21 protein-coding genes are annotated in these 26,570 nt (G+C 34.6%); 7 read left to right on the top strand and 14 right to left on the bottom strand.

Annotated features, from left to right (window positions below; translation table 11 throughout):
* Positions 1-43: 43 nt before the first annotated feature.
* The 5 genes from MKS83_RS11935 (at position 44) to MKS83_RS11955 (ending at position 5,028) form a co-directional block, all read left to right on the top strand.
* Complete coding sequence (locus MKS83_RS11935; RefSeq protein WP_240579882.1) at positions 44-1,738, top strand: glycoside hydrolase family 3 protein; 1,695 nt, start codon at positions 44-46, stop codon at positions 1,736-1,738.
* Positions 1,739-1,760: 22 nt separating this feature from the next.
* Positions 1,761-2,918, top strand: a complete 1,158-nt coding sequence (bshA, locus tag MKS83_RS11940) for an N-acetyl-alpha-D-glucosaminyl L-malate synthase BshA (protein WP_100377131.1) — start codon at positions 1,761-1,763, stop codon at positions 2,916-2,918.
* Positions 2,919-3,024: 106 nt separating this feature from the next.
* On the top strand, positions 3,025-4,290 hold the full coding sequence (locus MKS83_RS11945) for a DUF2851 family protein (protein ID WP_240579883.1): 1,266 nt from the start codon (positions 3,025-3,027) through the stop codon (positions 4,288-4,290).
* 1 nt (position 4,291) lies between these two features.
* A complete protein-coding gene (locus MKS83_RS11950) occupies positions 4,292-4,513 on the top strand; it encodes a PspC family transcriptional regulator (RefSeq protein ID WP_100377133.1) in 222 nt (73 codons plus the stop codon).
* A gap of 2 nt (positions 4,514-4,515) precedes the next feature.
* On the top strand, positions 4,516-5,028 hold the full coding sequence (locus tag MKS83_RS11955; protein ID WP_240579884.1) for an N-acetyltransferase: 513 nt from the start codon (positions 4,516-4,518) through the stop codon (positions 5,026-5,028).
* Between the two features lie 32 nt (positions 5,029-5,060).
* Here the strand turns inward: MKS83_RS11955 and MKS83_RS11960 are convergent, their stop codons facing one another.
* The 3 genes from MKS83_RS11960 to MKS83_RS11970 form a co-directional block, all read right to left on the bottom strand.
* Positions 5,061-5,795: an SIMPL domain-containing protein gene (locus tag MKS83_RS11960; RefSeq protein ID WP_240579885.1), complete on the bottom strand. Its 735-nt coding sequence runs from the start codon at positions 5,793-5,795 to the stop codon at positions 5,061-5,063.
* 61 nt (positions 5,796-5,856) lie between these two features.
* Positions 5,857-6,654 carry a hypothetical protein gene (locus MKS83_RS11965; protein WP_240579886.1) on the bottom strand — a complete coding sequence of 266 codons (798 nt, stop codon included), beginning with the start codon at positions 6,652-6,654 and terminating at the stop codon, positions 5,857-5,859.
* Positions 6,655-7,401, bottom strand: a complete 747-nt coding sequence (locus tag MKS83_RS11970; RefSeq protein WP_240579887.1) for a hypothetical protein — start codon at positions 7,399-7,401, stop codon at positions 6,655-6,657.
* Positions 7,402-7,583: 182 nt separating this feature from the next.
* Between MKS83_RS11970 and MKS83_RS11975 the strand changes: the two genes are divergently transcribed.
* Positions 7,584-10,724, top strand: a complete 3,141-nt coding sequence (locus MKS83_RS11975; protein ID WP_240579888.1) for a UvrD-helicase domain-containing protein — start codon at positions 7,584-7,586, stop codon at positions 10,722-10,724.
* Between the two features lie 354 nt (positions 10,725-11,078).
* Here the strand turns inward: MKS83_RS11975 and MKS83_RS11980 are convergent, their stop codons facing one another.
* The 8 genes from MKS83_RS11980 to folE form a co-directional block, all read right to left on the bottom strand.
* A complete protein-coding gene (locus tag MKS83_RS11980) occupies positions 11,079-11,588 on the bottom strand; it encodes a ferritin (protein WP_240579889.1) in 510 nt (169 codons plus the stop codon).
* 127 nt (positions 11,589-11,715) lie between these two features.
* Positions 11,716-12,183: a hypothetical protein gene (locus MKS83_RS11985; RefSeq protein ID WP_240579890.1), complete on the bottom strand. Its 468-nt coding sequence runs from the start codon at positions 12,181-12,183 to the stop codon at positions 11,716-11,718.
* Positions 12,184-12,363: 180 nt separating this feature from the next.
* On the bottom strand, positions 12,364-13,368 hold the full coding sequence (locus MKS83_RS11990) for a hypothetical protein (RefSeq protein ID WP_240579891.1): 1,005 nt from the start codon (positions 13,366-13,368) through the stop codon (positions 12,364-12,366).
* 138 nt (positions 13,369-13,506) lie between these two features.
* Positions 13,507-16,158, bottom strand: a complete 2,652-nt coding sequence (locus tag MKS83_RS11995) for a 4-alpha-glucanotransferase (RefSeq protein ID WP_240579892.1) — start codon at positions 16,156-16,158, stop codon at positions 13,507-13,509.
* Positions 16,159-16,282: 124 nt separating this feature from the next.
* Positions 16,283-17,449: a T9SS type A sorting domain-containing protein gene (locus tag MKS83_RS12000; RefSeq protein ID WP_240579893.1), complete on the bottom strand. Its 1,167-nt coding sequence runs from the start codon at positions 17,447-17,449 to the stop codon at positions 16,283-16,285.
* Positions 17,450-17,710: 261 nt separating this feature from the next.
* Positions 17,711-19,177, bottom strand: coding sequence for a cysteine--tRNA ligase (gene cysS, locus MKS83_RS12005; RefSeq protein ID WP_240579894.1), 1,467 nt, complete (start codon positions 19,175-19,177; stop codon positions 17,711-17,713).
* A gap of 152 nt (positions 19,178-19,329) precedes the next feature.
* Positions 19,330-19,761, bottom strand: coding sequence for a DinB family protein (locus MKS83_RS12010; RefSeq protein ID WP_240579895.1), 432 nt, complete (start codon positions 19,759-19,761; stop codon positions 19,330-19,332).
* An 11-nt stretch (positions 19,762-19,772) separates the two neighbouring features.
* Positions 19,773-20,441, bottom strand: coding sequence for a GTP cyclohydrolase I FolE (folE, locus tag MKS83_RS12015; protein ID WP_100377146.1), 669 nt, complete (start codon positions 20,439-20,441; stop codon positions 19,773-19,775).
* A 97-nt stretch (positions 20,442-20,538) separates the two neighbouring features.
* Between folE and MKS83_RS12020 the strand changes: the two genes are divergently transcribed.
* A complete protein-coding gene (locus MKS83_RS12020) occupies positions 20,539-21,693 on the top strand; it encodes a hypothetical protein (protein ID WP_240579896.1) in 1,155 nt (384 codons plus the stop codon).
* Between the two features lie 72 nt (positions 21,694-21,765).
* Here the strand turns inward: MKS83_RS12020 and metF are convergent, their stop codons facing one another.
* The 3 genes from metF to MKS83_RS12035 all read right to left on the bottom strand — a co-directional run bounded on the left by metF (position 21,766) and on the right by MKS83_RS12035 (position 26,563).
* Positions 21,766-22,725: a methylenetetrahydrofolate reductase [NAD(P)H] gene (metF, locus tag MKS83_RS12025; protein WP_240579897.1), complete on the bottom strand. Its 960-nt coding sequence runs from the start codon at positions 22,723-22,725 to the stop codon at positions 21,766-21,768.
* Between the two features lie 75 nt (positions 22,726-22,800).
* Positions 22,801-25,467, bottom strand: coding sequence for a methionine synthase (metH, locus tag MKS83_RS12030; protein ID WP_240579898.1), 2,667 nt, complete (start codon positions 25,465-25,467; stop codon positions 22,801-22,803).
* A gap of 4 nt (positions 25,468-25,471) precedes the next feature.
* Positions 25,472-26,563: a fatty acid desaturase family protein gene (locus MKS83_RS12035; RefSeq protein WP_240579899.1), complete on the bottom strand. Its 1,092-nt coding sequence runs from the start codon at positions 26,561-26,563 to the stop codon at positions 25,472-25,474.
* Positions 26,564-26,570 lie beyond the last annotated feature (7 nt).

Genomic DNA, 26,570 nt, shown 5'->3' on the forward strand with positions numbered 1-26,570 from the left:
ACTGTGATTTTTTTAATCGTATTTTTGTTCTTATTCAAAAATTATGAACAAATCCGTATTGAATTTACTCTTCATATTTATTCTTATCAGTTGTGCTACAAATGCTCAATACCAGCCTAAAAACACTTCAAAGGCCGATTTGGATAAAGCACAGCAGTGGGTAAACAAAACTTACAACAGTCTTTCACAAGACGAAAAGCTGGGACAACTTTTTATTGTTGCATTATATACCAATAAAGATGACAACCATATCAATCAGGTAAGAAATATTGTCGTAAATGATAAAATCGGAGGTTTAATTCTGATGCAGGATGATGCTGCAAAAGAAATCAATCTGGTGAATGAATTTCAGCAAAAGTCTAAAGTGCCATTAATGATCGGAATGGATGCGGAATGGGGCCTATATCAAAGAATTGCCGCAGCTCACAAATTCCCTTGGGCAATGACATTAGGAGCCATTCAGGACAAAAACCTGATTTATCAGATGGCTTCAAAAATTGCGGAAGATTGTAAAAGAATGGGCATCAACTGGGACTTTGCACCGGTTGTGGATGTAAACACCAATCCGAACAACCCCATCATCGGTAACCGAAGCTTTGGGTCTGAAGTTCAAAATGTAATTAACTCCGCTTCAGCGTATGCAAACGGTCTTCAGGATCATAATATTCTTGCTGCCATCAAACATTTTCCCGGACATGGAGATACCAGTACAGATTCGCATCTTGATCTTCCGGTTGTTTCACATAATTTAGAGAGACTTAATACCATTGAGCTTGCTCCATTCAAAGCTTTAATGAATAAAGGAATTGGCGGCGTAATGGTTGCTCACTTATATGTTCCAAACCTGGAATCTGGGAAAGGAATCCCGGCTTCGGTATCAAAGAATATCATTACCGGATTACTTAAAGAGAAGTTGGGTTATAAAGGATTAATTATTACAGATGCCCTGAATATGGGAGCTGTAGCCAATAAATATAATCCGGGAGAATTGGACGCATTGGCTTTTAAAGCAGGAAATGACATCATGCTTTTTTCTCAAGGCGTAGCAGAGGGAAAAAAACTAATTCAGAAAGCCATTGACAACGGAGAAATACCACAATCAAGAGTAGAAGAAAGTGTAAAGAAAATTCTTTTGACAAAATATTTCTTAGGACTGGACAAATATTCTCCTAAAGACCCTGAAAATATCAACTTCGACTTAAATAATGATACCCATAAAACTTTAGTTCAGAATCTGTATTCAAATGCGTTGACTTTATTAAAGGATGATAAAAAACTACTTCCATTAAACGGAAAGCAAATATATTACATTCCATTGGAGGAAGCTCCTTATCAGACTTTCGCAACTCAATTAGGATCAAATGTAATCCTTAAAAAATCAAACGAAATCAATACAATTCCAGCTAATTCAACAGTAATTATAGGACTTCACAAAGACAATTCTACAGCTTACAAACCTTATAAAATTTCAGTAGAATCCAAAAAGATTATTGAAGACTTAGCTAAAAAACAAAATTTAGTTCTGAATGTTTTCGGAAGTGCTTATGCGTTAAAAGACATTGATATCTCAAAAATTTCCACGGTATTGGTTTCTTATGAAAACAATGATGACTCTATGACGGCAACAGCAAATGCTCTTAACGGAAAAACAAAAATTTCAGGCAGACTTCCTGTTTTGGTAAATGACAAGCTAAAACCGGGAATGGGAATCGACCTGAAAGCACAATCAAATAATTAGACCATATCAAACAAACCATAAAATGAAAATAGGCATACTTTGCTATCCAACCTATGGAGGAAGCGGAATTGTAGCAACAGAACTCGGAATGTCACTTGCCAATAAAGGCTACGAAGTACACTTTATCAGTTCAGCGCTGCCTGCAAGATTAGATATTACCAATCCGAATATTTTCTTTCATAAAGTAAATGTTCAGACCTATCCGCTTTTCCAATATCAGCCTTATGATATTGCACTAAGCTCAATGATCTATCGTGTTGTGAATTTGTATAAACTCGATCTGCTTCATGCTCATTATGCAATTCCTTATGCATATGCAGCTTTTACGGCAAAGCAGATGCTCCGCGAAGACAACAATGATATTCCGTTGGTGACTACACTTCACGGAACCGATATTACTTTAGTAGGGCAGCATCCGAGTTATAAACATGCGGTAGAATTTTCCATCAATAAATCTGACGCGATTACTTCGGTGTCAGAAAGCTTGAAAAAAGACACCTTACAGTTCTTCAATATTAAAAAAGAAATTCAGGTGATTACCAACTTCATTGATAATTCAGAATTTGATGAATGCAATGAATGTCAGAGAACACAATTTGCAAACCCTGATGAAAAGATTTTAATTCACGTTTCCAACTTAAGACCGGTAAAACGTGTGGAAGAAGTTTTACAGATCTTTAAAAATGTTGAGAAAAAAGTAAAATCTAAATTAATCATCATTGGAGAAGGTCCGGATATGGAAAAGATCAATCAGTTCCTGGAAGAAAACCCCGAACTGATTTCAAAAATCCGCCTTTTAGGAAAAGTAAATGATCTTTACAGAATCCTTCAGCTTTCCGATGTCTTTTTATTGCCTTCTGAACAGGAAAGTTTCGGTTTAGCTGCATTGGAAGCCATGGCAGCTTATACTCCGGTAATCAGCTCCAACGCAGGAGGGATTCCTGAAGTAAATATCCAGGGAGAAACCGGGTTCTTAGCTGAAATCGGGAATGTAGAAGCGATGAGCAATTACTGTATCAAATTACTAAGCAACGAGGAACTTCTGGCAAAAATGAAACTCAATGCAAAAGAACAGGCGGTAAAATTTGATCTGAAAAACATCCTTCCTATCTATGAAGACATGTACAGAACAACAATTGAAAATTTTAAGCTGACTACTGAAGAATCAGTTCCACAGTAAATTCGGTCAATTGTAGAAATCAAAACTGTTCAGGGTAATTCTGAGCAGTTTTTTTATTTCTAAACAATTATAAAATTCATAAATTAGTGGTACACAAACACAAATTATGAATGAAAAGCTTCTCCAATATCTTTGGAATTTCAAGATTTTCAACAATTTTGATTTTAAAGATACCGATGGAAATTCTATTGAAATCCTGAATTTCGGAAAATGGAATACTGATTCCGGACCTGATTTTCTAATGGCAACCATTAAAACGAAAAACCTAATTCTTGTCGGAAATATTGAGCTCCATGTCAAATCCTCCGATTGGATTTTCCATCAGCATTCCGCCGATCCTAATTATAAAAACATCATTCTTCATGTTGTTTATCTGCACGACATGGAAATTGATGAATTTAATGCTCAAGATATTCCCACTTTAGAGCTCAGAAACTACATTGATGAAAATAGCAGTAATAAGTATGAAAAATTTGCCAGCGGAAACCAGTTTATCTCCTGTGAATCTCTTTTTACTCCTGACAAAATTCCCGTTTTCTTTCATGAAGAAAATGTTTTAAAAAAGCTTCAGGAAAAATCCGTTTCTATTGAAGAAGATCTTCAGAAATCAAAAAATAATTTTGAAGCCGTCCTCTTCCATCATCTTGCCTACTCTTTCGGACTAAAAGTAAATGCATTCATTTTTAAACAGATTGCAGAAAGCGTAGATTTCTCCATTATCAATAAAATCAGACAGAATAGGACTCAGCTTGAAGCGTTATTTTTTGGAATTTCCGGCTGGCTTGAAAAACCGACTGATAATCAAATGCGTGTATGGAAACGTGAGTTTGATTTTCTCACCACAAAATTTCAACTTCCTGCAATTAAGATCCATCCCAAATTTTTAAGATTAAGACCTCCGAATTTTCCTACCATTCGCCTTTCTCAATTGGCAGATCTTTATTTTCAGCATCAGAATCTTTTTTCAAAAATGATTTCGGCAAAAAGTGTTGACGGACTGTACGAAGTTTTTAAAGACATTAAAGCTTCAGAATATTGGGACAACAAATTCAATTTCGGAAAAGAATCAAATAATAACCAACCTAAAATGCTGAGTAAAGATTTTATCAGCCTTATAATTCTTAACACTATATTACCAATAAAGTATGCTTATCACAAATATCATAATGAAGAAATTTCTGATGAAATCATACATTTTTACAAAAGCTTACCTCCGGAAAAAAATACAGTCATCTCAAACTGGGAAAAACTAAAAATAAAGGCTTCAACTGCTCTAGAAAGCCAAAGTCTGATTTATCACTTCAAAAGCAATTGCGAAGCGAAAAATTGCTTAAATTGCGGTATTGGTTTTAAAATTTTAAAAGAGATATAAAATGCTGGACAATATCCGACATAAAATGGAAAGAGAATGGTTCGGAGTTCTTACAAGAACAGGAACCAAACTGGGAATTCCCGTTTCAAAATTGAGGGTATTTTTCATTTATTCCACTTTTGCTACCGCCGGTTTTTTCTTTTTAATTTATTTAGGTTTAGCATTTACACTTTGGATTAAAGACATTTTTATCACCAGAAGACCTAATGTTTTTGATTTATAACTATGGAATTTCTGCAAATTACTTCTCCTGAAGACTACAGAGTTCAGGAAATTTATAAGTCTTATTCAACAACATTTCCGGAAGATGAAAGAAGAGACTGGATTCCTTTTACTCGGCTTTTCAGTCATCCGAATGTAAAAGTGATTTCTGTAATGCACGAAGCAAAGAATATAGGCTATCTGATTATCTGGGAGCTCAGTCATTTTGTTTTTGTAGAACATTTCGAGGTATTTGAAGAATTCAGAAGTCAGAAATTAGGTTCTTACATTACCGGTTATTTATTTGAAAATTATCCCAGAATTATTTTAGAAATAGAACCTGAACATTTGGGGGATGATGCCAAAAGACGCTATACATTTTATCAGAAAAACAATTTCAGATTAATTGATGAAATGTATGTACAGCCAAGTTATGGTGAAGGAAAGAACAGTCTTAAACTTTGGCTTCTGGCCAACTATTCTCCTGAGAATGTAAAAGAAATCAAGGAAGAAATTTACGATATCGTTTATCACTAAATAAGAAAATCCGGAAATTACTTCCGGATTTTTTAATTTACTTCATATTCTAATTTTATAGTAATGCTCGCCTCTTTTTCTTTGGAAGACGTATTAAAAGTTCCGCCATAAGAATAGTCTTCATTTGAATTCGGCGCAGTAATCTGTATTACTCCCATTGTCGCTTTTTTAAGATTCCCCAAACTGCTTCCTGAGTTTTCCGCAATTTTTTCTGCACGCTCTTTAGCATCTTTCGTTGCCGAAGCAATCATTTCCTGTTTTACCGTGGAAAGCTTTGTGTAGAAATAAGACGGTGAAGAAGAAGTAAATTCAATGCCTCGGTTGATGATTTCGGTGATATTTCTGGAAAGGTTTTCAATCTTAGCGACTTCCTTACTTTCAATAGAAACCGTTTGCGTTAAATTATATCCTGAAAATTCATTCTGAACAGTATTTCCGTTTGAATCCGTAAGATTTTTAAACTGCTTCTGAATATCAACCGAAGAAAAAACAATCTCGTTTTGCTTTACTCCTTTTGACAAAAGATAATCATTAATCGTTTTTCGATCTAAAGCCAATTCATCATAAGCCGATTTGAGATCAAAATTGTTTTTCGAAAAGCTTCCCGACCAGGTAATAAGGTCCGAGGTAAATTGTTTGGTTCCCAAACCGGTTACAGAAATGGTATTTTCAGATTTATTCCTGTTTTTGATAGCATTTCCTAAAAGTCCTAAACCGATAACAAAACCCAATGCAGCAACTGCGATCGCAATAATTGTTTTATTCATTTGTATCTGTGATTTGATACTCAATCATCAATTATTATTCCGAAATGCAATAAAAAGCTGATTAATCACTTAACTTATTTATTTTCTGATATTCTGCAAAGGCAGCCCGTAATTCATAATAGATAGCACCCTGTTTAAAATCTTTCCGGTATCTTTTCGAAAGCATTTTTATTTTTTCCGCATATACGAGAAATTTATCAACCTGCTCTTCATCCATCCCATATTTTTCCAGAAAACTTAAATCGACTTCATTTTTTATTCTTTGGAGAAAATTTTGCGTTTCATAGAAATTAGGCTTTGTAATTTTGGGTTTGGTTGCTTTTTTTGCCAGTCCTATTGCTCCGGCAATTACTCCTAAAACATTTACTTGCCCCGCATTGAAATCATGTCCTCCGAAACTTTTGGGAATTGTATTTTTTGGCACCACTTCAGTCATGGGAGACTTCATATAGCTTTCCATTGAGGATTTTAAGGAAGCAACTTTTCTGGAACCATCCAGATGTTTACTGTCTTTCTTAATATCTCCCGTCAGTTGATATTCAATTTTAACTTCGGGAATCAATATTTCCGAACGCTTAAGAAGAATATTGATGGACGTTTTAAAATTTTCTTCGGAAACATGAATCTGTGAGCGATAGAATCCTTCTCTCACAAATCTGATTTCATCACCCAGATTAGCTTCAATGGTAAACCTTCCGGATATGTCACTATATACATTTCCATTACTCGACATATTAATAACTAAAACCTTGCTTAGAGGTATGTTCTGTTCATCCAAAATAAATCCTGAAACCTTTTGTTGAGCAAAAATAAACGCTCCTAAACAGCAAAAAAGTACACTTAAACAAGCTTTCATCATTTACTTTTGGGTTTGGGGAGCACGATATGAAGATATTCTTGTAAATACAGCACGTTGGAATCTCATCAGATCCGCATCACTGCAAAACCCATATTTTAAAATATTTTTCCTTTCATAACCACCGGCAAAAACATAATAGATAAAATGCTGAATCTGCGGTTTTTCAATTTTTAAATCGATAAAATATTGTTCTCCCAACGCAGAAATCAGATACTTCATCAAATCTACATCATCCCATCTATTTTTGACTTTCCCAATAGAGAAACCCTCACCTTTTGGCTGAACAAATTGCCCGGGTCTTGCAGCCAGAACTCTAGGATCTGATTTCTGAGACAAATAAGCAGCAAGTTCACTTTTAAGCTTCTGAACTTTCTTTTGCTGATTTAAGTTTTTTGAATCAATAGCAAGGTCCCCTGTTATACCCTTTTTAACCTCTACCTCATCAATTAACGTAGCAGCTTTTATCAAAGTAATCTGTAAGGAAGAACTTATACTATTTTCATCCATTTTCTTATTCACCCTTTCGTAACCCGCCTTTACAAAACGGAGCTCATCACCAACTCTTCCGGAAATCATAAAATGGCCGTCGCTATTAGAAACTACGCGTTCATTAGTTCTTATATTAATTACAGTTGCATCTGTTAATTCTACCCCATCCTCAGTACTTATCTTACCGAAAATATAGTTTTGGGCATTGATGTTGAGGAAAAATAAGATGAAAAAAGTAAAAAGTAGCTTTATTTTCACGGAAAGTTTTTTATAAAGCAAAGCTAAAGTTAATTTTAATGCAAATTAGAAGTTTAACCTCAGTTAACTTGTTTTAGAGTTATTTTAGAGTTTTTAAATTGGAAACTGTTAAAATAGCCCGGGAAAATTGTTAAAATTTAAGTCATATTTAACTAAATTGCAGATTCAATTTTACTCAGAAAATGCAAAATTCTTATACAGTTATCAACGCTTCAGCAGGTTCAGGGAAAACATATGCCCTTGTTCAGCGGCTTCTGATGATCTGTCTTCGATATCCTAATCAGCAGCAGTCGATCAGGAATATTTTGGCGTTGACCTTTACCAATAAGGCAGCCAATGAAATGAAGGAAAGAATTTTGTCGTGGCTGGGAAATTTCTCTGCAGATAATTTTGCTGAAAATGGCGACTTAAAAAATATTCAGAAAGCGTTTGAGGAGGAAGGTCTGAAAATTACCATTGATGAATTGCATCTCAGAGCAAAAAAATTACTGGATTATATCCTTCACAATTACTCCACTTTAAATATCGGAACGATTGACCGTTTTAATTCCCGTCTGGTAAGAAGCTTTTCCTACGAATTAGGGCTGGCAAAAAATTTCAATCTTGAAATTGAAGCTGAGCCGTTTTTGATAGAAGCAGTTGATAAAATGCTTGATCAGATCGGAGAAAATGACGCAATTTCTAGTTCGTTTATGGATTATGTAGATTACAGTCTGGAAAACAACGAAAGAATCAATCTGAATAAAAACCTTTATGATTCGGCCAAAGAATTTGTAAAAGACATTCATTATGAACATCTTAAAAACAACAAAGATTTTGACAATACGAATTATGAAAACATTAAGAATACCCTCCGAAAAGAAATTATCTTAAATAAAAAGCAGGCTGCAGAACTTGCTACCCAATCCATAGATCTTTTTAAATCAAGAAATATTGAGATCGAAGATTTCGCACAGGGAAAGAACGGAATCGGTGGATTTTTTACTAAAGTTTTAGATTTTTATAGTCAGAAAAGAACGGGTTTCCCATTCCCCACAACTGCGGAAGAATCTGTAGTGAACAATTACAGAAAAGGTGCTTCGGCAAAATCAAAACATAAAGAAGCTGAAATTTTTGAAATTCTGGAGCAATTGCTTGAAAACAGAATGCAATTGATTCTTTTATATATTGAAACCCAGAAAAAAGAGAAAATTTTATCGGCTCTTCTTCCTTTAAAGGTCAACAAAGACATCCAGGATGAGTTGAAAAAGATTGAGGAAGAAAATGATCTGGTTTTGCTTTCAAAATTCAATATTCTGATTAATGAGAATCTGAGAAATGAGCCATCAGCATTTATTTATGAAAAAGTAGGTTCACAGTTTCAACATTATTTTTTTGATGAGTTTCAGGATACATCTGAGCTTCAGTGGCAGAACTTTATTCCGTTAAGGGATCATTCTGTTTCTACGGAAAACACCTCATTTACTTTAGTTGGCGATCCTAAACAGAGTATTTACCGTTTTCGTGGTGGGGAAAGTAAATTGATGCTGGATATTATCAACAAAAAGGAAATCGCTCCTAAAGAAGCCGAGCTCTTAGTCCTGAAAGATAACTGGCGAAGTGCAAAAAACATTGTTCAGTTCAATAATGAATTGTACGAATTCCACTCCAGAGAACTGAATGAAGAGCATAAAAATATTTTCGGGACAGACGGAAAGCAAAATCCAAAATCAGGAATTGACGGTCGTGTAAAAGTGAATTTAATAGAAAACCTCACCAACGAAGATTTCTACAACGATACTTCTGCAAAAATGCAGAAAGATATCCAGGAAAGTCTGAATAATGGTTTTAAATTCTCCGACATTACGATTCTTTGTCGGGGAAATTTTGATATTTTCAGTTATTCTCAAAAATTAGGAAATCTCAAAGTCAATTATAAAGGTGAAGAAACCAATATTAAAACAATTTCCGATAAAGGTCTTACTCTGGAATTATCCAATACTCTAAAAGCAGTCATTGAGTTTCTGAAATGGGAAACCAATCCTAAGAATAAACCCAATTTGATCATGATGATGTATCATCTGAATAAACTGGGAAGGATTCATATGCCTGATTTTACACTGGAAATGAAAGAAATTCTGGAGATGGAAACCCACGAAGAAATTTTACAGTTTATCCAGAATAAATATTCTTTGCAGCTAAGACAGGACAATTTTCCAAGATTTAATCTATACAATTTTGTAGAATATTACATCAACGAATTTTCGGTTGAAAATAAAGAAACTGATTTCTTGTTAAATTTTCTGGAAATGCTTTTTAATTTCACCCAAAATGCAGGGGCAAGTACAAAAGAATTTTTAAAATATTGGGATGAAGAAGCTTCAACCTATACCATTCAGGCTTCGGAAAATATTGATGCCATTCAGATTATGACGATCCATAAAGCAAAAGGTTTGGAGTTCCCGATTGTTTTTATTCCGATGATGAATAAAAATCGTGATGCTGAGTTTTCCAACTGGTTTGAAACCAGTGACAGCTCCGCGTTGAAATCCGTAAACATCAACCAATTCAGTAAGAATCTTGAAGTTTATGATGAAGAAATCGAAAAATTCAACAAACAGAATGCTTACAAAAATTTCGTTGACCGATTGTGTTTACAGTATGTTGCAACAACCCGACCTGTAGAACAGCTGTTTTTTTATATTCAAAAAGCCAATAAAACATCTAATAACCTTGAACTTTTAGAGTTTTTGCAATCCAAAAACGTTGAAAATCTTGATGAATTTGATCTATATGAAACTTGTCCTGAAATGCTGAAAAAACACACGAAGGATAAAACATCAAAATTTGAGACTAAAAACATCAGTAACTTAAAAAACATCAACGAAAAAAATACGTCAATTAAAATTGCAACCCCTTCAAAAAATTATCAGGTAAGAAATGAGAAGGTGAGAATCGGTCTTTTTGTGCATGAATTATTATCGAAAATCAATACAGAAAAAGACATCAACAAAGTATTGGAAAGCTATGTACTGGAAGGTCAAATTACAAATGAAGAAAAAGATGAGATTCAGAATACCTTACAACAAATCGTTAGAACTTATTCCGAGTTTTTTGATGAAAAATGGGAAGTTATCAACGAAAAGGATATTATGATTTCTGAAAATGGAGAAAGCAGAATGTATCGTCCCGACCGAATACTGAAAAGCGAGGAAGGTTATATTATTGTGGATTTTAAAACAGGAGAAGAAACCGAGAAGAATGAGAAACAGATTGAGAACTATAAACGAATTCTGGAAAGCTTGGGAAGAAGGGTTTTGAAGACACAGTTGATTTATTTATAAGATATTTAGTTATCAATAAGCATATTATTTATACATGTAAAATAGGCTATAAATAGCATAAAGAAAATACTGGTAGTTAAAAAAAGGAGATTTACAGTCTTTGTATCAAACAATTTGAATTTAATTAAAACTCCAACTGAAAATGCATTACAGATAACCGAAATTATTGATACAAAATTTATTGTTAAATTAGTTCTAAGAGTAAAAAATAGAATTCCAAATATAAGAGACAATACACATAGAGACAAAATCTGGGAGAAATAAATAAACTTTCGTAACATCATAATTCAAATATAAAAGGTTTCGGCGGCATCTTCGATGCCGCCGAAACCTTTATCCTTAAAAGAAATCAAATTAAGCTGTTGCATCCGGAGTAAATACTCTCTGTGCCAATTCCTGATCAAAAAGATATAATGCGGAAGGATTATCGCATACCATTTTGATTTTAGTCACCAATTGTGATGCACTTGCTTCCTCTTCTACCTGCTCGTTGATGAACCACTGTAAGAATGAAGTGGTAGCAAAATCGCCTTCTTTATTAGCATTTTTCACAATATTAAAAATACTTTTTGTTACCGTTTTCTCATGAGCCAATGCTTTTTCAAAAATATCTGTAGCGTTTTCAAACTCATGAGGTGGTTTCGCAATTTCCCCGATAATAATCTCTCCGCCTACATCATTTAAATAATCAAACATTTTATCGGCATGCATTAATTCTTCTTTGCTCTGAACTCTGAAATAGTTTGCAATACCATCCAGATCCTTACCTGAAAACCATGCAGACATGGAAAGATAATATTGTGCAGCGTATTGTTCGTGAGCTATTTGTTCGTTAATTAATTTTGCAATTTTCTCGCTAACCATAAGTAATAAATTTATATTCAAAATTAGGGAATAAAAGCCCGAAATCAAAAATTTTAATTAAAATTAATAGAAAAAGGACGGAAATACATCCGCCCTTCTAACATTAAAAAATCAAAATTATAAACTATTAATTCGCTTCGGGAGCGGCCGTAGTCATCGGCTTTTTCATCATTTTTCTATCTTTCATTCCTCTTTCCTTCATCGCTACTTTTCTTTGCTCCATTTTAGCTTTTCTGTCAGCCTGCCATTTGTCATACTGGTCCGGAGTTAAGATTTTCTTCATATCTGAATCCATTTGTGCTCTTTTGGCTTTCATTTCGTCCATTTTAGCCTGTCTTGCTTCTTTGTTTTTATCAAATTCAGCTTTCATTTCCGCTTTTCTTTTTTCATGCAAAGTTTTAATTTGAGCTACCTGAGACGCATTTAAATTCAAATCCTTTTGCATTTGATCTAAATGTTCTTTTTTCATTTGTGCTCTTTTTTGCTGAAATTCTGCTCTTTTTGCTTCTCTGTCTTGTGGGGTTGTAGTGGTCTGTTGTGCCATTGCAAAACTTCCCATTCCAATAAATGCTACTGCTAAAACTAATTTTTTCATCTTTTAAAATATTTAATTATTCTTTTTATATCTGTTTGATTATTAGTTAAAATCAAAGTTAAATTGAAACATTCATAAATAATGTTAATTTTTACTATTAAATAACAAATTATAAAAATAAAAAAAAGAGCAGATCCTAAAATCTGCCCTCACACCACTTAAATATAAATATATGAAAATTTAATTTTTCGCAAATCCATTTCGGAAACCTCCGTTTCCTCGATTTTCATGACCTCGGTTTTGTTCTCTCGGTGCTGCATTTTCATTTCTTTTGAATCCGCCTTCATTTCTGAAACCACCACCATTATTTTCTCTTCTTGGAGCGTTTTCTCTTCTCATTTCGCCTCCTCTGAAGCCTCCCCCATTTCCATTATTATCGGCTCTTTCACCGCGGAAACCATCATTATTTCTTATTCCTCCATTATCATTATTGCCTCTGAAACCGCCGTTATTTCTTATTCCGTTATTTTCATTTCTGAAACCCGGATTATTATTTCTGATTTCTGCCTGATTTCGGAATCCCCCTCCATTGTTCCCATCTCTCACGGGACCTCTGAATCCGTTATTCGGTCTTTGACTTCTTACAATATTAATGGTTGGATTATCCATTCTTCTGAATTTAGCTCTATCCACTCTGTAAATATTAATATTTACATTTCTATAGCGCGGCATTGGTCTGCAGATCGAAGCATAATGTGTTCTTCTGTAATTTTGGAAATACACTACTGGACTGTATCCTCTGTAATAATCATTTCGGAAAACCACAAAAACTCTAGGACCTAAAATTCTTTCTAATGCATAGAATCTGTCATAATACCATCTGTCTGGATTATATCTGTAAAAATTATTCCAGGCAGAAAAACTTATATATAAATTATTCAGTCTCAACACCTGATCAATTTGCCAACGGGATAATCTGTTCTGAGCAAAAAAGACATTCCAGTTGATACTTACGATACTGTTCCTGTAATCATTATAATTGCTTTGGTAATAATCCTGTGGATAATAATCTTGTGGATAGTTGTAATAATAATCATCAGGGAAATAATTTTGATCATCCTGATCACTATAGTATCCATCATCCTGATAGTATCCGTCATCATCTCCCCATCCATTATTTGGATATTGCTGAGCAAACGACAGTGTCGCAAAACTCATGGCAAAACCTATTAATATTTTTTTCATTTCAAATAGTTGTTAATTGGTTAATATAACAGAATATCTTTATTCTATCTTTTGGATATGAATACAAAAAAGAAGTTAAATCTTTCGATAAAACTTCTTTTAATTTATCATTAACTTATTGATAATCAAATGTTAAATTTACGACCTCCCACTATCTTTTACCCAATTTGCGATTTTCTCATTAAAAGATTTTTTTTGCTTTAAATCTTCAAGGTTTAAATGCATTCTATAGCGCCAGTAATGAGGAAATACCGCAGGATTATTGATTCTTTCATTGTCTATTTTCGGATGGGTAAGCTCAGGATCTGTTGCCAAAAATTCCTGAATAGGGAAAATAGCCAGTATAGCATCATTATATAAATGTTGTTTCATAATGATCTCCGCCAAAGACGCATCCAATTCTTCAGGCGCTTTTCCGTATTGAACTAATTGCTGGTTAAAATATTTCTGAACCAAGGCAGGGTCTTCTTTCCACCACTGTCTTAATGTAGAGCTATCATGTGAAGAAGCAGTAACCACATTCAGATAATTAGCATATTGAGGATTATAAAAAGGAATATTCTCTGCAGGCATCCGTTGAATTTTCAGTGCAATAATGCCCAGCTCATCCATCACCACAGGTACGCAGGCAGGAACCAATCCTAAATCTTCTCCGCAAATCAGCATTTTAGTGGCGTTCAGTATCATCGGAAGCTTTTCCATTGCTTTTTCATACCAAAGATGATCCTGTCTTCTGAAAAAATAATCGTGGTATAAATCATAAATAGATTGCTTTTCCCCATCACTTAAGTATTTATAAGAATCTGTGCCATATACATTAAATCTAGGATGATATACTTTTTGCCCATCTCTTTCTTCTTCTAAGAACAATACATTCGCACAAAGAGCAATTAATTGATCTTCAATTATACCTTGAGGATTTTTCTTAAAGAAATCAGTTAATTTTCTCTGCGTATCAAATTCTTCTTTAAATGAATACGTTCCGTCATGATTATTATTGATAAACTCAAGTGCTTTACTGCTGTTTTCACCGAAATAATCCCAAAGAATCTGGTTATTAATAAATGGCTTACAATAACGATCGAAACTAAAAGGAATCCCTCGTGCTTTAAATTCTTCTATTGTAACCGGAACAGCAGGATAAAAATATCCTAAAATCCCCTGCGTAGCAGAAACCGGCATTCTCCATATCCTGAAAAAGCCAAGGATATGATCAATTCTCATTGCATCAAAATATTGTTCCAATGCTTTGAATCTGTTTTTCCACCAGGTATAATTATCTGCTTTCATCGCTTCCCAGTTATACGTAGGGAACTCCCAGTTTTGTCCCAGTGCCGTAAACTGATCAGGTGGTGCTCCGGCCTGGAAATCCATTCCAAAAAGTTCCGGCTCCGTCCATGCTTCTACAGAGTATCGATAAATCCCGATCGGTAGATCTCCTTTTACCGAAATTCCTAAACTATGGGTATAATCGATTGCATCTTTTAGCTGTTTATGAAGCTGATATTGCACCCACGCATGAAGCATCGATGTGTCGTAATCTTTACTTTTTGGACTAAAAAATGGCGTTATTTTTCCGGCAATATATTTTTTATGTGTCTTCCATTCATTAAAATTCGGTGTTTTATATTTATCTCTCAATACACAAAATGCCGAGTATGGAAGAAGCCAGCTTTCATTGTCCTTAATGAACTTTTTAAAGCCTTTATCCTTATAAATTTTCTCTTTATCTTCATTAAAAACCGCCTTCAAATATTTCCATTTTGCAGAAATCATTTTCTCGTAATCAATTAATTCTAATGAATTTAAAGATTCTTTCTCTGCCATATACTCTTCAACTAAATCTTTAGGCAATTCAAAATCAAGATTTTCTAAAGAGATATATTGCGGATGTAGGGCATATACAGAAACGGCTGCATAAGGATAAGAATCCGTCCAAGAATAATTGGCGGTTGTATCGTTGATAGGTAAAATCTGGATGATTCCCAAATGTGTTTCTTTAGTCCAGTCCGCCAACTTTTTGATATCGTGAAACTCTCCTACTCCAAAACCATCTTCGGTTCTCAATGAAAAAACAGGAACCGCAACGCCTGCATCATGGTACATTTGATAAGCCTTGAATTTAAAGTAGTGATTCGAAACGATCTGCAGAATTTCCCTGGACTGATTAGGAACAGTGAATCTGTTTTCTCCTGTTTCTACATCAATCACTCTCCCCTCTTTTATATCATAAATACAATATTTAAACTGTATGTACTCGTTCTCAGGAATTTCAACCGAAGCTTCCCAAATTCCAAAGTCTGTTTGGGACAGATGAATCACTTTATCATAATCCCAGTTTCCTAAAGAAGCCGTGCTTCCGAACAATACGATTTTCCAATCCGGATTGTAAATAGGTGCTTCTATTCTAAATAGATGAGTATGCTTTTTTAAAACCGAAATTTTCTCCGGCGAAAACTGATTGAGTTTATTGTAAAGAATTTTATTATTCAGATAGTTTTCTGGAAAGTTTTTATTATTCCACTCATCAAAAATTATAAATTCTTTATAGTTATGGGGAAAATTAAGATGATGCTGAACAAATTCTGTTCTCAGAAGATTCCCCCGTTCATCCACAAGCTGATATTGATAAGAAACCGACTTGGAAAAATAATCAACTTCACATTTCCACAAATCGTTTTCTGTATAAAACATAGTATGAGTCTTAGATACAGCTCCGCCTTCATTAATTGTAATCTGGAGTTTTTCTCCACCTTTTACGCTGTAACCTACATTAAAGTATAGCTTCATTTACATTTTTTTATAAAAGTACATTATAATCTCTAAAAATAAAACTTCTTGAATATCAAATATTCATTAAAAAAACCTTCTCAAAATGCTTGAAAAGGTTTTTAAGTTTTAACAAAGTTAAAGATTATTCTGCAACTAAAATTTTCTTATTTAATAATACTTTTCCTGATTCATTGATAATATTGACCAAATATGCTCCACTCACCAGGTTTTTAAGATAAACCTGCTGATTCAAAGAACCTTCTTTTACCGGTAAATTCTGCTTCATCACAGCTTTTCCTGACAAATCAAAAACGGTCATTGTAAGAGTTCCTCTTACTGATTTATCATTAACATTCACAGTGATGTACTGCTCATCTACACGGGTCGGGTAAATATCAAGATTTGCCAGTATATTACCTGCAGCTATTCTGTCATTTGCAAAGTATTTACTTGCCAGATCATAAACATGCAGATTTTGTTCTCCCGCAATCTGTTTTGCCTGTAAACTTTTCAAATCAACTTCATATAAAGCAGCTCCTTTTGCACTTGCAATAACCACCTTTCCCTGTGAGTTGACAGCAGCACCATTCACTGAATAATTCTCAGGAATTCCTGAAATTTTACCTACAAATGTTGCTTTTAACTCTTTAGTAGAAACTTTGAATACATTCCCTGAAGCCGAAAAAACATAAAAATTGTTCTCCGCATCCGCAATCATATCTCCTCCAAATCCGGTTTCCAACATAGTGAAAGAATTCTTACCATTAGAAACATCGTCTTTAATGATTCCCAGGTCATTAACTGCATATTGATTTCCTTTTCTGCTGATTTGCAAAAACTGGGTTCCCGAATTATTGATTGCATAAATATTTCCGTCATAGCCAGTTGCCATTCTCGTAATATGGGAATTGATATCACACGAAGTAACTCTAGCAATATTATTTTCCACTAATGTAATTTCCTTAGTTTTGGTATTTAAAACATAAATATTAGAAGAAAACATTGGCATATATACCAGATTATTATTGAAAGCATCGTATGCTAATGTCGCAATTGAAGCTGTCTGGGAACTGTTATATGTACTTTTGTCTTCAGTCACTACTCCGTTTCTTCCTTGTGAAAAGACTTTGGCAGTAGAAGTTTCTGTAAAAATTTGTTCTCCTGAAATTCCGTTTGTAGCATCAATTGCACGAAAATCGTTAAAAACAATGTTTGGCGAATCTTTTCCGACAAGTGCAAAAAAGTCCTGTTGGGCATAAGCATTAGCACCTATCAGTAATAAAAATAAAGGGAATAAATGTTTTTTCATAGTATATAAATTTTATCTTTAATCATTTTAGTATGACTAAGTTACATAATTTATAGATTGGTTTTGAAAAAAATTTAAGGTTTAAAACAATTTATTTAACCCCTATTCTGACATATTTAAACTTACAGATTATTCACTACGCTCCGTTCAGAATAAACAATAGCCCAAAAAAAACTCTCGCAGATTTTGCGGATTTGGCAGATGATCATGATCTGCGTAATCTGTAAAATCTGCGAGAGATATAGTTAAAATTTTTAAACTTTAATTCAGAACATAAGAAGTTCCGTCTCTTCCGTCCTTGAGTTCAATTCCCTCAGCAAGCAATCTATCTCTGATCTGGTCCGAAAGTTCAAAATTCTTTGATTTTCTTGCCTGATTTCTTAATTCAATTAAAACCTGCAATGTCTGATCAAGTTTCTCATTATTATTTTCTTCGATCGCCTGCAATCCTAAGACATCAAACACAAGAGCATTCAAAGTAGATTTCAGCTCCTTTAAATCTTTAGTTGAAATAGTTTCCTTACCATCATTTAGAGCAAAAATATATTTTACTGCTTCAAATAGGTGAGCAATCAGAACAGGAGAGTTAAAATCATCTGTTAAAGCATCATATGCTTTATTTTTCCATTCTTCAAAACTGAAACCCGACTGTTTCTCATCATTTGGAGTGATTGAATTCAATACTTTAATGGCTTCCATTAATCTGATAAATCCTTTTTCGCTTGCTAACATCGCATCGTTAGAAATATCCAAAACACTTCTGTAATGAGCCTGCAGGAAGCAAAAACGCACAATCGAAGGATGGAAAGGCTTTTCAAAGAAATCATTTTCACCGGTAACCAACTGCATCGGTAAAATATAATTTCCTGTGGATTTACTCATACGTTGAGAATTCATTGTCAACATATTCGCATGCATCCAGTAATTTACCGGTGCTGTATCATTGCAAGCTTTTCCCTGGGCAATTTCACATTCGTGATGGGGGAATTTCAAATCCATTCCTCCTCCGTGAATATCGAAAGTTTCCCCTAAATATTTTGTACTCATTGCAGTACATTCAAGATGCCATCCCGGAAAACCCTCTCCCCAAGGCGAATTCCATCTCATGATATGTGCCGGAGAAGCTTTTTTCCATAATGCAAAATCCTGTGGATTTTTCTTTTCACCCTGTCCGTCCAAGTCACGGGTATTGGCAAAAAGCTCTTCAATATTTCTTTTTGAAAGTTCACCGTAATTCAAACCTCTTCTGTTATATTCTAATACGTCGAAATACACAGAACCATTGCTTTCGTAAGCGAATCCTCTTTCAATTAATTTTTGCGTTAATTCAATTTGCTCAACAATATGTCCTGTTGCTGTAGGTTCGATATTCGGTGGTAATAAATTGAACAGATCCAAAACTTTATGAAAATCTACGGTATATTTTTGTACGATTTCCATAGGTTCCAGTTTTTCAAGACGGGTCTGTTTAACGAATCTGTCGTTATTTACGTCTCCATCATCGGTAAGGTGACCTGCATCGGTGATATTTCTTACATATCTCACTTTATACCCAAGGTGCATTAAGCTCCTGTAAATAAAGTCGAAGGAAAGGAAAGTTCTTACATTTCCCAAATGAACGTTACTGTAAACGGTAGGTCCACAAACATACATTCCGACATTTCCTTCTAAAATGGGTTTAAATATTTCTTTTTCGCCTGTAAGCGAGTTGTATATTTTTAGTTGCATTGATTTAAATTAAAAGATTTAATGATTTATAAATTTAGTTTAAAGTTTTAATAATTAAAAGATCCAAGTCTTTTACCTACAGCATTTCCAGCAACAACAAATAATCGTTGTTACAAAAATCTTATCTGAAACTTTTTTAAATTTTATCATTATTAAATTGCTTTTAAATGATGTTGTAAGTGATCAATATAATCATTAATAACAAACTCCAATGTGAATATTTTAGTTTCCGTCTTGGTCATATCACAAGTTCTTTGCAGATCTTCATTAGGAATATTTTCAACAACGTTTACAATCTGTGGATTTAAAAATTTCCAAAGATTAATAATATCTAAAGTCTTAACATTCTGATAATTCTGTGCTTTCACCCAAAAATTCTGATCATAGACAATATTCTCATTTTCTTTATACTGAGTAATTACAAATCTTCTGATATTTGATAAAGCACTATCACAAAGATGACCTAAAATTTCTTTTTTAGACCATTTGTCAGGAGAAATTTTAGCCGTCCATTCTTCTTCTGAAATATTTACGAATCTCTGAAGCTCTTCATTTACGATACTCTTAAGAATCTGATAGTTCATAATGCCCTTAATTAATAATCCAATTTCGCATGGCTTCCTACATAATGTAAGAACTCTTGTCTTGTAATCGGGTTGGTTCTGAAAATACCACTCAATTCTGCTGTAATGGTAGAACTCGCTGTATCTTTAATCCCTCTGCAATTTACACAAAGATGTTTTGCATCAATAATACATGCAACATCTTTTGTTCCTAAAGCTTCCTTTAGAGCATCTACAATCTGCATCGTCAACCTTTCCTGAACCTGTGGTCTTTTTGCATAATAATCAACAATTCTGTTGATTTTTGAAAGCCCGATCACTTCTCCGTTTGAAATATAAGCTACATGCGCCCTTCCGATAATTGGCAAAAAATGATGTTCGCAGAATGAATATACCGTAATGTCTTTCTCCACCAACATCTGGCGGTATTTGTATTTGTTTGAAAATGTAGAAATTCCTGGTTTGTTTTCAGGAAGAAGTCCCCCAAAAATCTCATTTACATACATCTTCGCAACCCTTTTCGGAGAATCTTTCAATGAATCATCGGTCATATCCAGACCTAATGTTTCCATGATTTCTCCAAAAAGCTCTGTAATTTTTTCTACTTTTTCTTCTGGTGATTTATCAAAAGCATCTTTCCTTATAGGCGTATGTTCTTTTCCAGTGAAAATATCATCGTCGTTATCAGTAAAATCAACCATTTTTATTTAATTTGCACAAAAATACGGATAAAATCTGTTGGTCATATTTATTTTGCCCGAAAAACATTATCTTTCACCAACACTCGCATTTTATACTATGATTATTGTTGAAGAAGTACAAACTAAAGCTCAAAAGAAGGAATTTTTAGAATTCCCGGCAAGACTTTATCAACACGACCAAAACTACATCAGACCCAGAAACATCGATATCGAAGACATTTTCAATCCTGAAAAAAACAAATTCTTTAACAATGGTGAATGTGCAAGGTTTCTCTTTAAGAATCAACACAATGAGACCGTAGGAAAAGTTGCAGTTTTCATTAATGACACTTATCTGCAGAAGCAACCCACCGGCGGATTGGGATTTTTTGACTGCATTAATGATCAGGAAACTGCAAATTTTATTTTTGACCATTGTAAAAATTGGCTTCAGCAAAGAGGAATGGAAGCTATGGACGGTCCCATCAATTTTGGAGAACGTGATAAATTTTGGGGACTTGTTATTGAAGGATATAGTGAGCCGTTGTTCTGCATGAATTATAACTTTCCTTATTATAAAGATCTTTTTGAAAACTACGGTTTTAAAACCTACTTTGAGCAGTTATGTTTTTCAAGACCTATTTTCGCCGAAGTTTCAAGAGTCTTCACCGTAATGCATGCAAAACACAGCAAGAATCCCGATATTTCTGCAAGACCAATGACGAAAAATAATCTGGAAAAGTTTTCCAAAGATTTTACTGAAATTTATAATAAAGCCTGGGCAGCACATGGTGAAGGAAAATGTTTAGATGTAACAAAAACATTGAAAATGTTCAACATGATGAGGCCTATCATTAATGAACATATTTCCTGGTTTGTATACGAAAAAGAAAAACCGATTGCTATGTGGATGAACCTTCCGGATACCAATCAATGGCTGAAGTATTTAAATGGAAAATTCGGAATCTGGGAAAAACTTAAGTTTCTTTGGATTAAAAGATTTAAGAAAAATGAAAAAATGGTAGGTATTGTTTTTGGTGTTGTTCCTGAATGGCAAAAGAAAGGAATTGAAGGATATATGATCTGGGAAGGAACACAACATCTGAGAAGGTATACTGATTTTAAGGTCACAGAGATGCAGTGGATTGGTGATTTCAACCCTAAGATGATAAAGATTGCGGAGAATTTAGATACAACTGTAACAAGAAAATTGGCGACTTATCGTTATTTGTTTGATCGGGATAAGGAATTTGAGAGACATCCAATATTGTAAGTTATAGTTTCGGCGGCACCAAAGGTGCCGCCGAAACTATAAACAAGATTAAAATTATTAAGTCCGGGAGTTTTAAAACAATTCTCCCGCCACTTTTTTAATATTATCACTTTTGCCCATTGAGTAAAAATGTAAAACAGGGACACCGAAGTCTAATAATTCTCTACACTGATTAATTGCCCACTCAATTCCGATTTGCTTCACGGCTTCATTATTCTTTGCTTTCTCCACTTCATTAATCAATTCTTCAGGTAAATCAATTTTAAAGATTTGAGGTAAAACCTTTAAATGTTTTTTTGTCGCAATCGGCTTGATTCCAGGGATAATAGGAACTGTAATTCCCATTTCACGAGCTTTTGTTACAAACTCGATGTATTTTTTATTATCAAAAAACATTTGGGTGACAATATAATCTGCACCTGCATCTACTTTTTGTTTTAGCCATTTTAAATCATAATTCATAGAAGGCGCTTCCATATGTTTTTCAGGATAGCCCGCAACTCCAATGCAGAATTTATTGTGTTCATCACAAACTTCATCTTGGTTATGAAGATATTTTCCTCTCCCCAAATCATTGATCTGATGAACCAGGTCCATTGCGCTTGCATGACCGCCCTGGGTGGGTTCAAAATATTGATGCCCTTTCATTGCATCACCACGTAAAGCCATTACATTATCAATTCCCAAATACATACAGTCTACCAGAAGATATTCTGTTTCCTCTTTGGTAAAACCTCCGCAAAGCAGGTGCGGAACTGTATCTACATTATATTTATGTTGAATTGCAGCACAAATCCCCAATGTTCCGGGACGCATTCTTGTAATACGGCGCTCCATTAAACCATTTCCTTTGTCAATGTAAATATATTCTTCTCTGGAAGTTGTCACATCAATAAATGGAGGTTGAAATTCCATTAAAGGATCGATATTGGTATATAAATCTTCGATTCCTATTCCTTTCTGTGGAGGAACCACTTCAAGGGAGAATAAAGTTTTTCCGTTTGCGTTTTTTATGTGTTCTGTAATCTTCATTATTTAATTATAGTCTGTTTTTGAATATTTTGTAGTTAGGTTTCGGCGGCGGCAAAGCCGCCGCCGAAACTAAAACTAAATTCCGTCTGCTAAGTTGGGTGACAGCCATTTCTTCGCTTCCCGCAAAGAAATTCCTTTTCTCTCAGAATAATCTTTTAACTGGTCTTCCGCTATTTTTCCCAAACCGAAATACTTCGCATGCGGACTTCCGAAATAATAACCGGAAACCGAAGCGGTCGGAAACATCGCTAGGCTTTCCGTCAAATACACTCCGATATTTTCTTCAACTTTTAACAAATCCCAGATCGCATGTTTTTCCAAATGATCCGGACACGCAGGATATCCCGGAGCAGGACGGATTCCTTTATATTTTTCAGCGATTAATTCTTCATTGGTTAAATTTTCCTGATTGGCATATCCCCAATATTCAGTTCTTACTTTTTTATGTAAAAATTCGGCATAGGCTTCTGCAAAACGGTCTGCTAAAGCTTTTACCATGATCGCGTTATAATCGTCATGCGCTTTTTCATATTCTTCTGCCAATTCATCGGTTCCGAAACCCGTCGTTACACAAAAAGCTCCCATATAATCAGTCTTTCCTGAACTTTGAGGTGCAATGAAGTCGCTTAAAGCCAGGTAATCTTTGCCTTTCGAACGTTGAGCCTGCTGTCTTAATGTGATGAATTTTACTTTCTGTTCATTATTTTCATCGAAGATCAGAATATCATCGTTTTCGGTAGAATTGGCTTTAAAGATTCCGAAAATAGCTTTCGCAGTTAATAATTTTTCATCTAAAATCCTCTTTAAAATAACCTTCGCATCTTTGAACAATTCTTTTGCCTGAACTCCGACAACCTCATCTTCCAGGATATCCGGATACTTTCCGTGCAGATCCCAACTTCTGAAAAACGGCGACCAGTCGATGAAAGGTAACAATTCTCTTAAATCCTGATTTTCGATAACCGTAATTCCCAATTGATTTGGAGTGAAAATTTCTTCATTTTCCCAATCGATTTTAAACTTATTCTGTCTGGCTTCTTCAATAGAAACATAGTCTTTTTCCACTTGTCTGTTAAGAAACTTTTTCCTGAATTCCGAATAGTCATTTTTCAAATCCTCAACATATTCCTTATTTCTATCCCCCAACAATGAACTTACCACGTTTACCGCTCTTGAAGCATCATTCACGTGAACAACTGCATTTTTATATTTTAAATCGATTTTCACCGCAGTATGTGCTTTTGAAGTTGTTGCACCACCGATTAATAAAGGAAAATCTAAATTTTGTCTTTCCAATTCTGAAGCGATATAGACCATTTCGTCCAAACTTGGCGTAATCAATCCGCTGAGTCCGATAACATCCACTTTTTCCTCAATTGCCGTCTGGATAATTTTTTCGGCAGGAACCATTACTCCAAGGTCAACAATTTCGTAGTTGTTACAACCCAAAACAACGCTCACAATATTTTTTCCGATATCATGAACGTCTCCTTTTACCGTTGCCATCAGAATTTTTCCGTTGGCTGGTTTTGAACCATCTTTTTCCGCTTCAATGAACGGCTGTAAATAAGCCACTGCTTTTTTCATTACCCTTGCTGATTTTACAACCTGTGGCAAGAACATTTTCCCGTTTCCAAACAGATCTCCGACAACACCCATTCCCGTCATTAAGTTAATTTCTATAACATGTAATGGTTTTTCTGCCTGTTGTCGCGCTTCCTCAACGTCTTCTTCAATAAAACGATCGATTCCTTTTACCAAAGCATGTGTAATTCTCTCCTGCAAAGGATGATTTCTCCATTCTAAATCCTCAACTTTTTCTTTTTTAACCGATTTATGCTTTTCGGAATAATCCAAAAGTCGTTCTGTAGCATCTTCTCTTTTATCAAGTATTACATCTTCGACAAGCTCGAGAAGTTCTTTATTAATTTCATCATAGACCTCTAGCATTGCAGGGTTTACGATTCCCATATTCATTCCCGCCTGAATTGCGTGATACAGGAAAACTGAATGCATCGCTTCTCTCACCGTATCATTTCCACGAAATGAAAACGAAACATTGGAAACTCCTCCACTTACAGACGCATAAGGCAAATTTTGGCGAACCCATCTTGTCGCCTCAATAAAATCGATTGCATTTCTTCTGTGCTCATCCATTCCCGTTGCAACCGGAAAAATATTTAAATCAAAAATGATGTCTTCTGCTGGGAAATTCAGCTGATTGACTAAAATATCGTAAGAACGTTTTGAAATCTCTATTCTACGCTCGTATGTGTCCGCTTGTCCAACCTCATCAAATGCCATAACAATTACTGCGGCACCATATCTTTTGATCGCTTTAGCCTGTTTGATAAATTCTTCTTCACCGCCCTTTAAGCTGATAGAATTTACAACACATTTACCTTGGGCAACCTGTAATCCGGCTTCTAAAATTTCCCATTTCGAAGAATCTACCATAATTGGGATTCTTGCAATATCCGGCTCGGAGGCAATTAAATTTAAAAATTTAATCATGGAAGCTTTTCCATCGATCAACCCATCATCGAAATTGACATCAAGAATCTGCGCACCGCCTTCAACCTGATGACGTGCAATATCCAGCGCTTCCCCGAATTTTTCTTCTTTTATTAATCTTAAAAATTTCTTTGAACCGGCAACATTGGTTCTTTCCCCAACATTGATAAAATTACTTTCCGGTGTAATAATCAAAGGCTCAAGCCCCGATAATCTTAAATATTTCATCAAATTATTCTTCTAAAATAAAATATGCGTTATTCGCATTCTGCTTTAGCAAATCCACATGTTTGCCCAAAGCGGTCATAATCGGAAATCGCTTATAAGACAAGTTATGTTCTCTAGCAAATTCTTCGATCTCCTCTGTAATTTCATTATAATATAAATAGCTGTAATTCGGGAAAAGGTGATGGGCAACGTGAAAGTTGAAATTCCCCAGCACATTTCTTACGAACCAGTTGTTTTCTTTTAAATCATTGGTAACTTCAAACTGATGATGAAGCCAGCTGAAAGGCAGTCCGTTTTTTTCATCCAATTTCGGAAAAGCATTATCTGGAAGCGGATGTAAAGGCAACAGTACAAAAAGGGCAAAAATACTTGCCGAAATCACCTGTAAAAACCAGGCTCCCAAAGCCAAACCGATGGATACTTTAAAAAATAAAACCGGGACTGCAATCTGATAGAAAAAGTAAAACAGTTTATAAGCGACCATTTTAATTTTTTCTTTTACTGGAATGGCTCCCTGAGTTTTCAGAATGACTCTTTCATTATCAAAAAAGTCTCTGAAATCCCGAATAAACATCCAATTGAACAGATATAAAGGATAGACTAAAAAGAAAAAGAAATGCTGGTATTTCTGAACTCCTTTTGCTTTGATCCATGGAACAATTAACAAAAGTCCGCTTTGTTCGATGTCAGTGTCCCAACCATCAACATTCGGATAAGCATGATGACTTGCAATATGTCTTTTTTTCCAGATGTAGGAATTTGCCCCCACAAAATCAAAAATCTGCAAAACAAGATTGTTCAATCTTTTGCTTTTGTAAATATTATTGTGAGCAGCTTCGTGAATTAAATTCAAATAAATCAACACCAAAGAAATCCCCATCAACACAAAACTCAAAACATAGATCCAAGGTCTATCGACATTAAAAAGGGCAAACACATATAAGCCAAAATAGACCAAAGGCAAAATAATGGCTTTGATCTGAATATAAAGATCCCTGTTTCCGGGAATGGCTTCTACTCGCTGGTTCACTTTTTTTCTTAATTCATTAAACAGTTTTGCATCCTCTGAATCTTTAAGGTAAATCGGCTTTTCCATTATCGTA

The organism is Chryseobacterium sp. Y16C, from assembly GCF_022488405.1.
GTDB lineage: Bacteria > Bacteroidota > Bacteroidia > Flavobacteriales > Weeksellaceae > Chryseobacterium > Chryseobacterium geocarposphaerae.

Coding starts and splice junctions, on each gene's coding strand:
- MKS83_RS11935 (WP_240579882.1), top strand. CDS start 44: ATGAACAAATCCGTATTGAATTTACTCTTCATATTTATTCTTATCAGT.
- bshA (WP_100377131.1), top strand. CDS start 1,761: ATGAAAATAGGCATACTTTGCTATCCAACCTATGGAGGAAGCGGAATT.
- MKS83_RS11945 (WP_240579883.1), top strand. CDS start 3,025: ATGAATGAAAAGCTTCTCCAATATCTTTGGAATTTCAAGATTTTCAAC.
- MKS83_RS11950 (WP_100377133.1), top strand. CDS start 4,292: ATGCTGGACAATATCCGACATAAAATGGAAAGAGAATGGTTCGGAGTT.
- MKS83_RS11955 (WP_240579884.1), top strand. CDS start 4,516: ATGGAATTTCTGCAAATTACTTCTCCTGAAGACTACAGAGTTCAGGAA.
- MKS83_RS11960 (WP_240579885.1), bottom strand. CDS start 5,795: ATGAATAAAACAATTATTGCGATCGCAGTTGCTGCATTGGGTTTTGTT.
- MKS83_RS11965 (WP_240579886.1), bottom strand. CDS start 6,654: ATGATGAAAGCTTGTTTAAGTGTACTTTTTTGCTGTTTAGGAGCGTTT.
- MKS83_RS11975 (WP_240579888.1), top strand. CDS start 7,584: ATGCAAAATTCTTATACAGTTATCAACGCTTCAGCAGGTTCAGGGAAA.
- MKS83_RS11980 (WP_240579889.1), bottom strand. CDS start 11,588: ATGGTTAGCGAGAAAATTGCAAAATTAATTAACGAACAAATAGCTCAC.
- MKS83_RS11985 (WP_240579890.1), bottom strand. CDS start 12,183: ATGAAAAAATTAGTTTTAGCAGTAGCATTTATTGGAATGGGAAGTTTT.
- MKS83_RS11990 (WP_240579891.1), bottom strand. CDS start 13,368: ATGAAAAAAATATTAATAGGTTTTGCCATGAGTTTTGCGACACTGTCG.
- MKS83_RS11995 (WP_240579892.1), bottom strand. CDS start 16,158: ATGAAGCTATACTTTAATGTAGGTTACAGCGTAAAAGGTGGAGAAAAA.
- MKS83_RS12000 (WP_240579893.1), bottom strand. CDS start 17,449: ATGAAAAAACATTTATTCCCTTTATTTTTATTACTGATAGGTGCTAAT.
- cysS (WP_240579894.1), bottom strand. CDS start 19,177: ATGCAACTAAAAATATACAACTCGCTTACAGGCGAAAAAGAAATATTT.
- MKS83_RS12010 (WP_240579895.1), bottom strand. CDS start 19,761: ATGAACTATCAGATTCTTAAGAGTATCGTAAATGAAGAGCTTCAGAGA.
- folE (WP_100377146.1), bottom strand. CDS start 20,441: ATGGTTGATTTTACTGATAACGACGATGATATTTTCACTGGAAAAGAA.
- MKS83_RS12020 (WP_240579896.1), top strand. CDS start 20,539: ATGATTATTGTTGAAGAAGTACAAACTAAAGCTCAAAAGAAGGAATTT.
- metF (WP_240579897.1), bottom strand. CDS start 22,725: ATGAAGATTACAGAACACATAAAAAACGCAAACGGAAAAACTTTATTC.
- metH (WP_240579898.1), bottom strand. CDS start 25,467: ATGAAATATTTAAGATTATCGGGGCTTGAGCCTTTGATTATTACACCG.
- MKS83_RS12035 (WP_240579899.1), bottom strand. CDS start 26,563: ATGGAAAAGCCGATTTACCTTAAAGATTCAGAGGATGCAAAACTGTTT.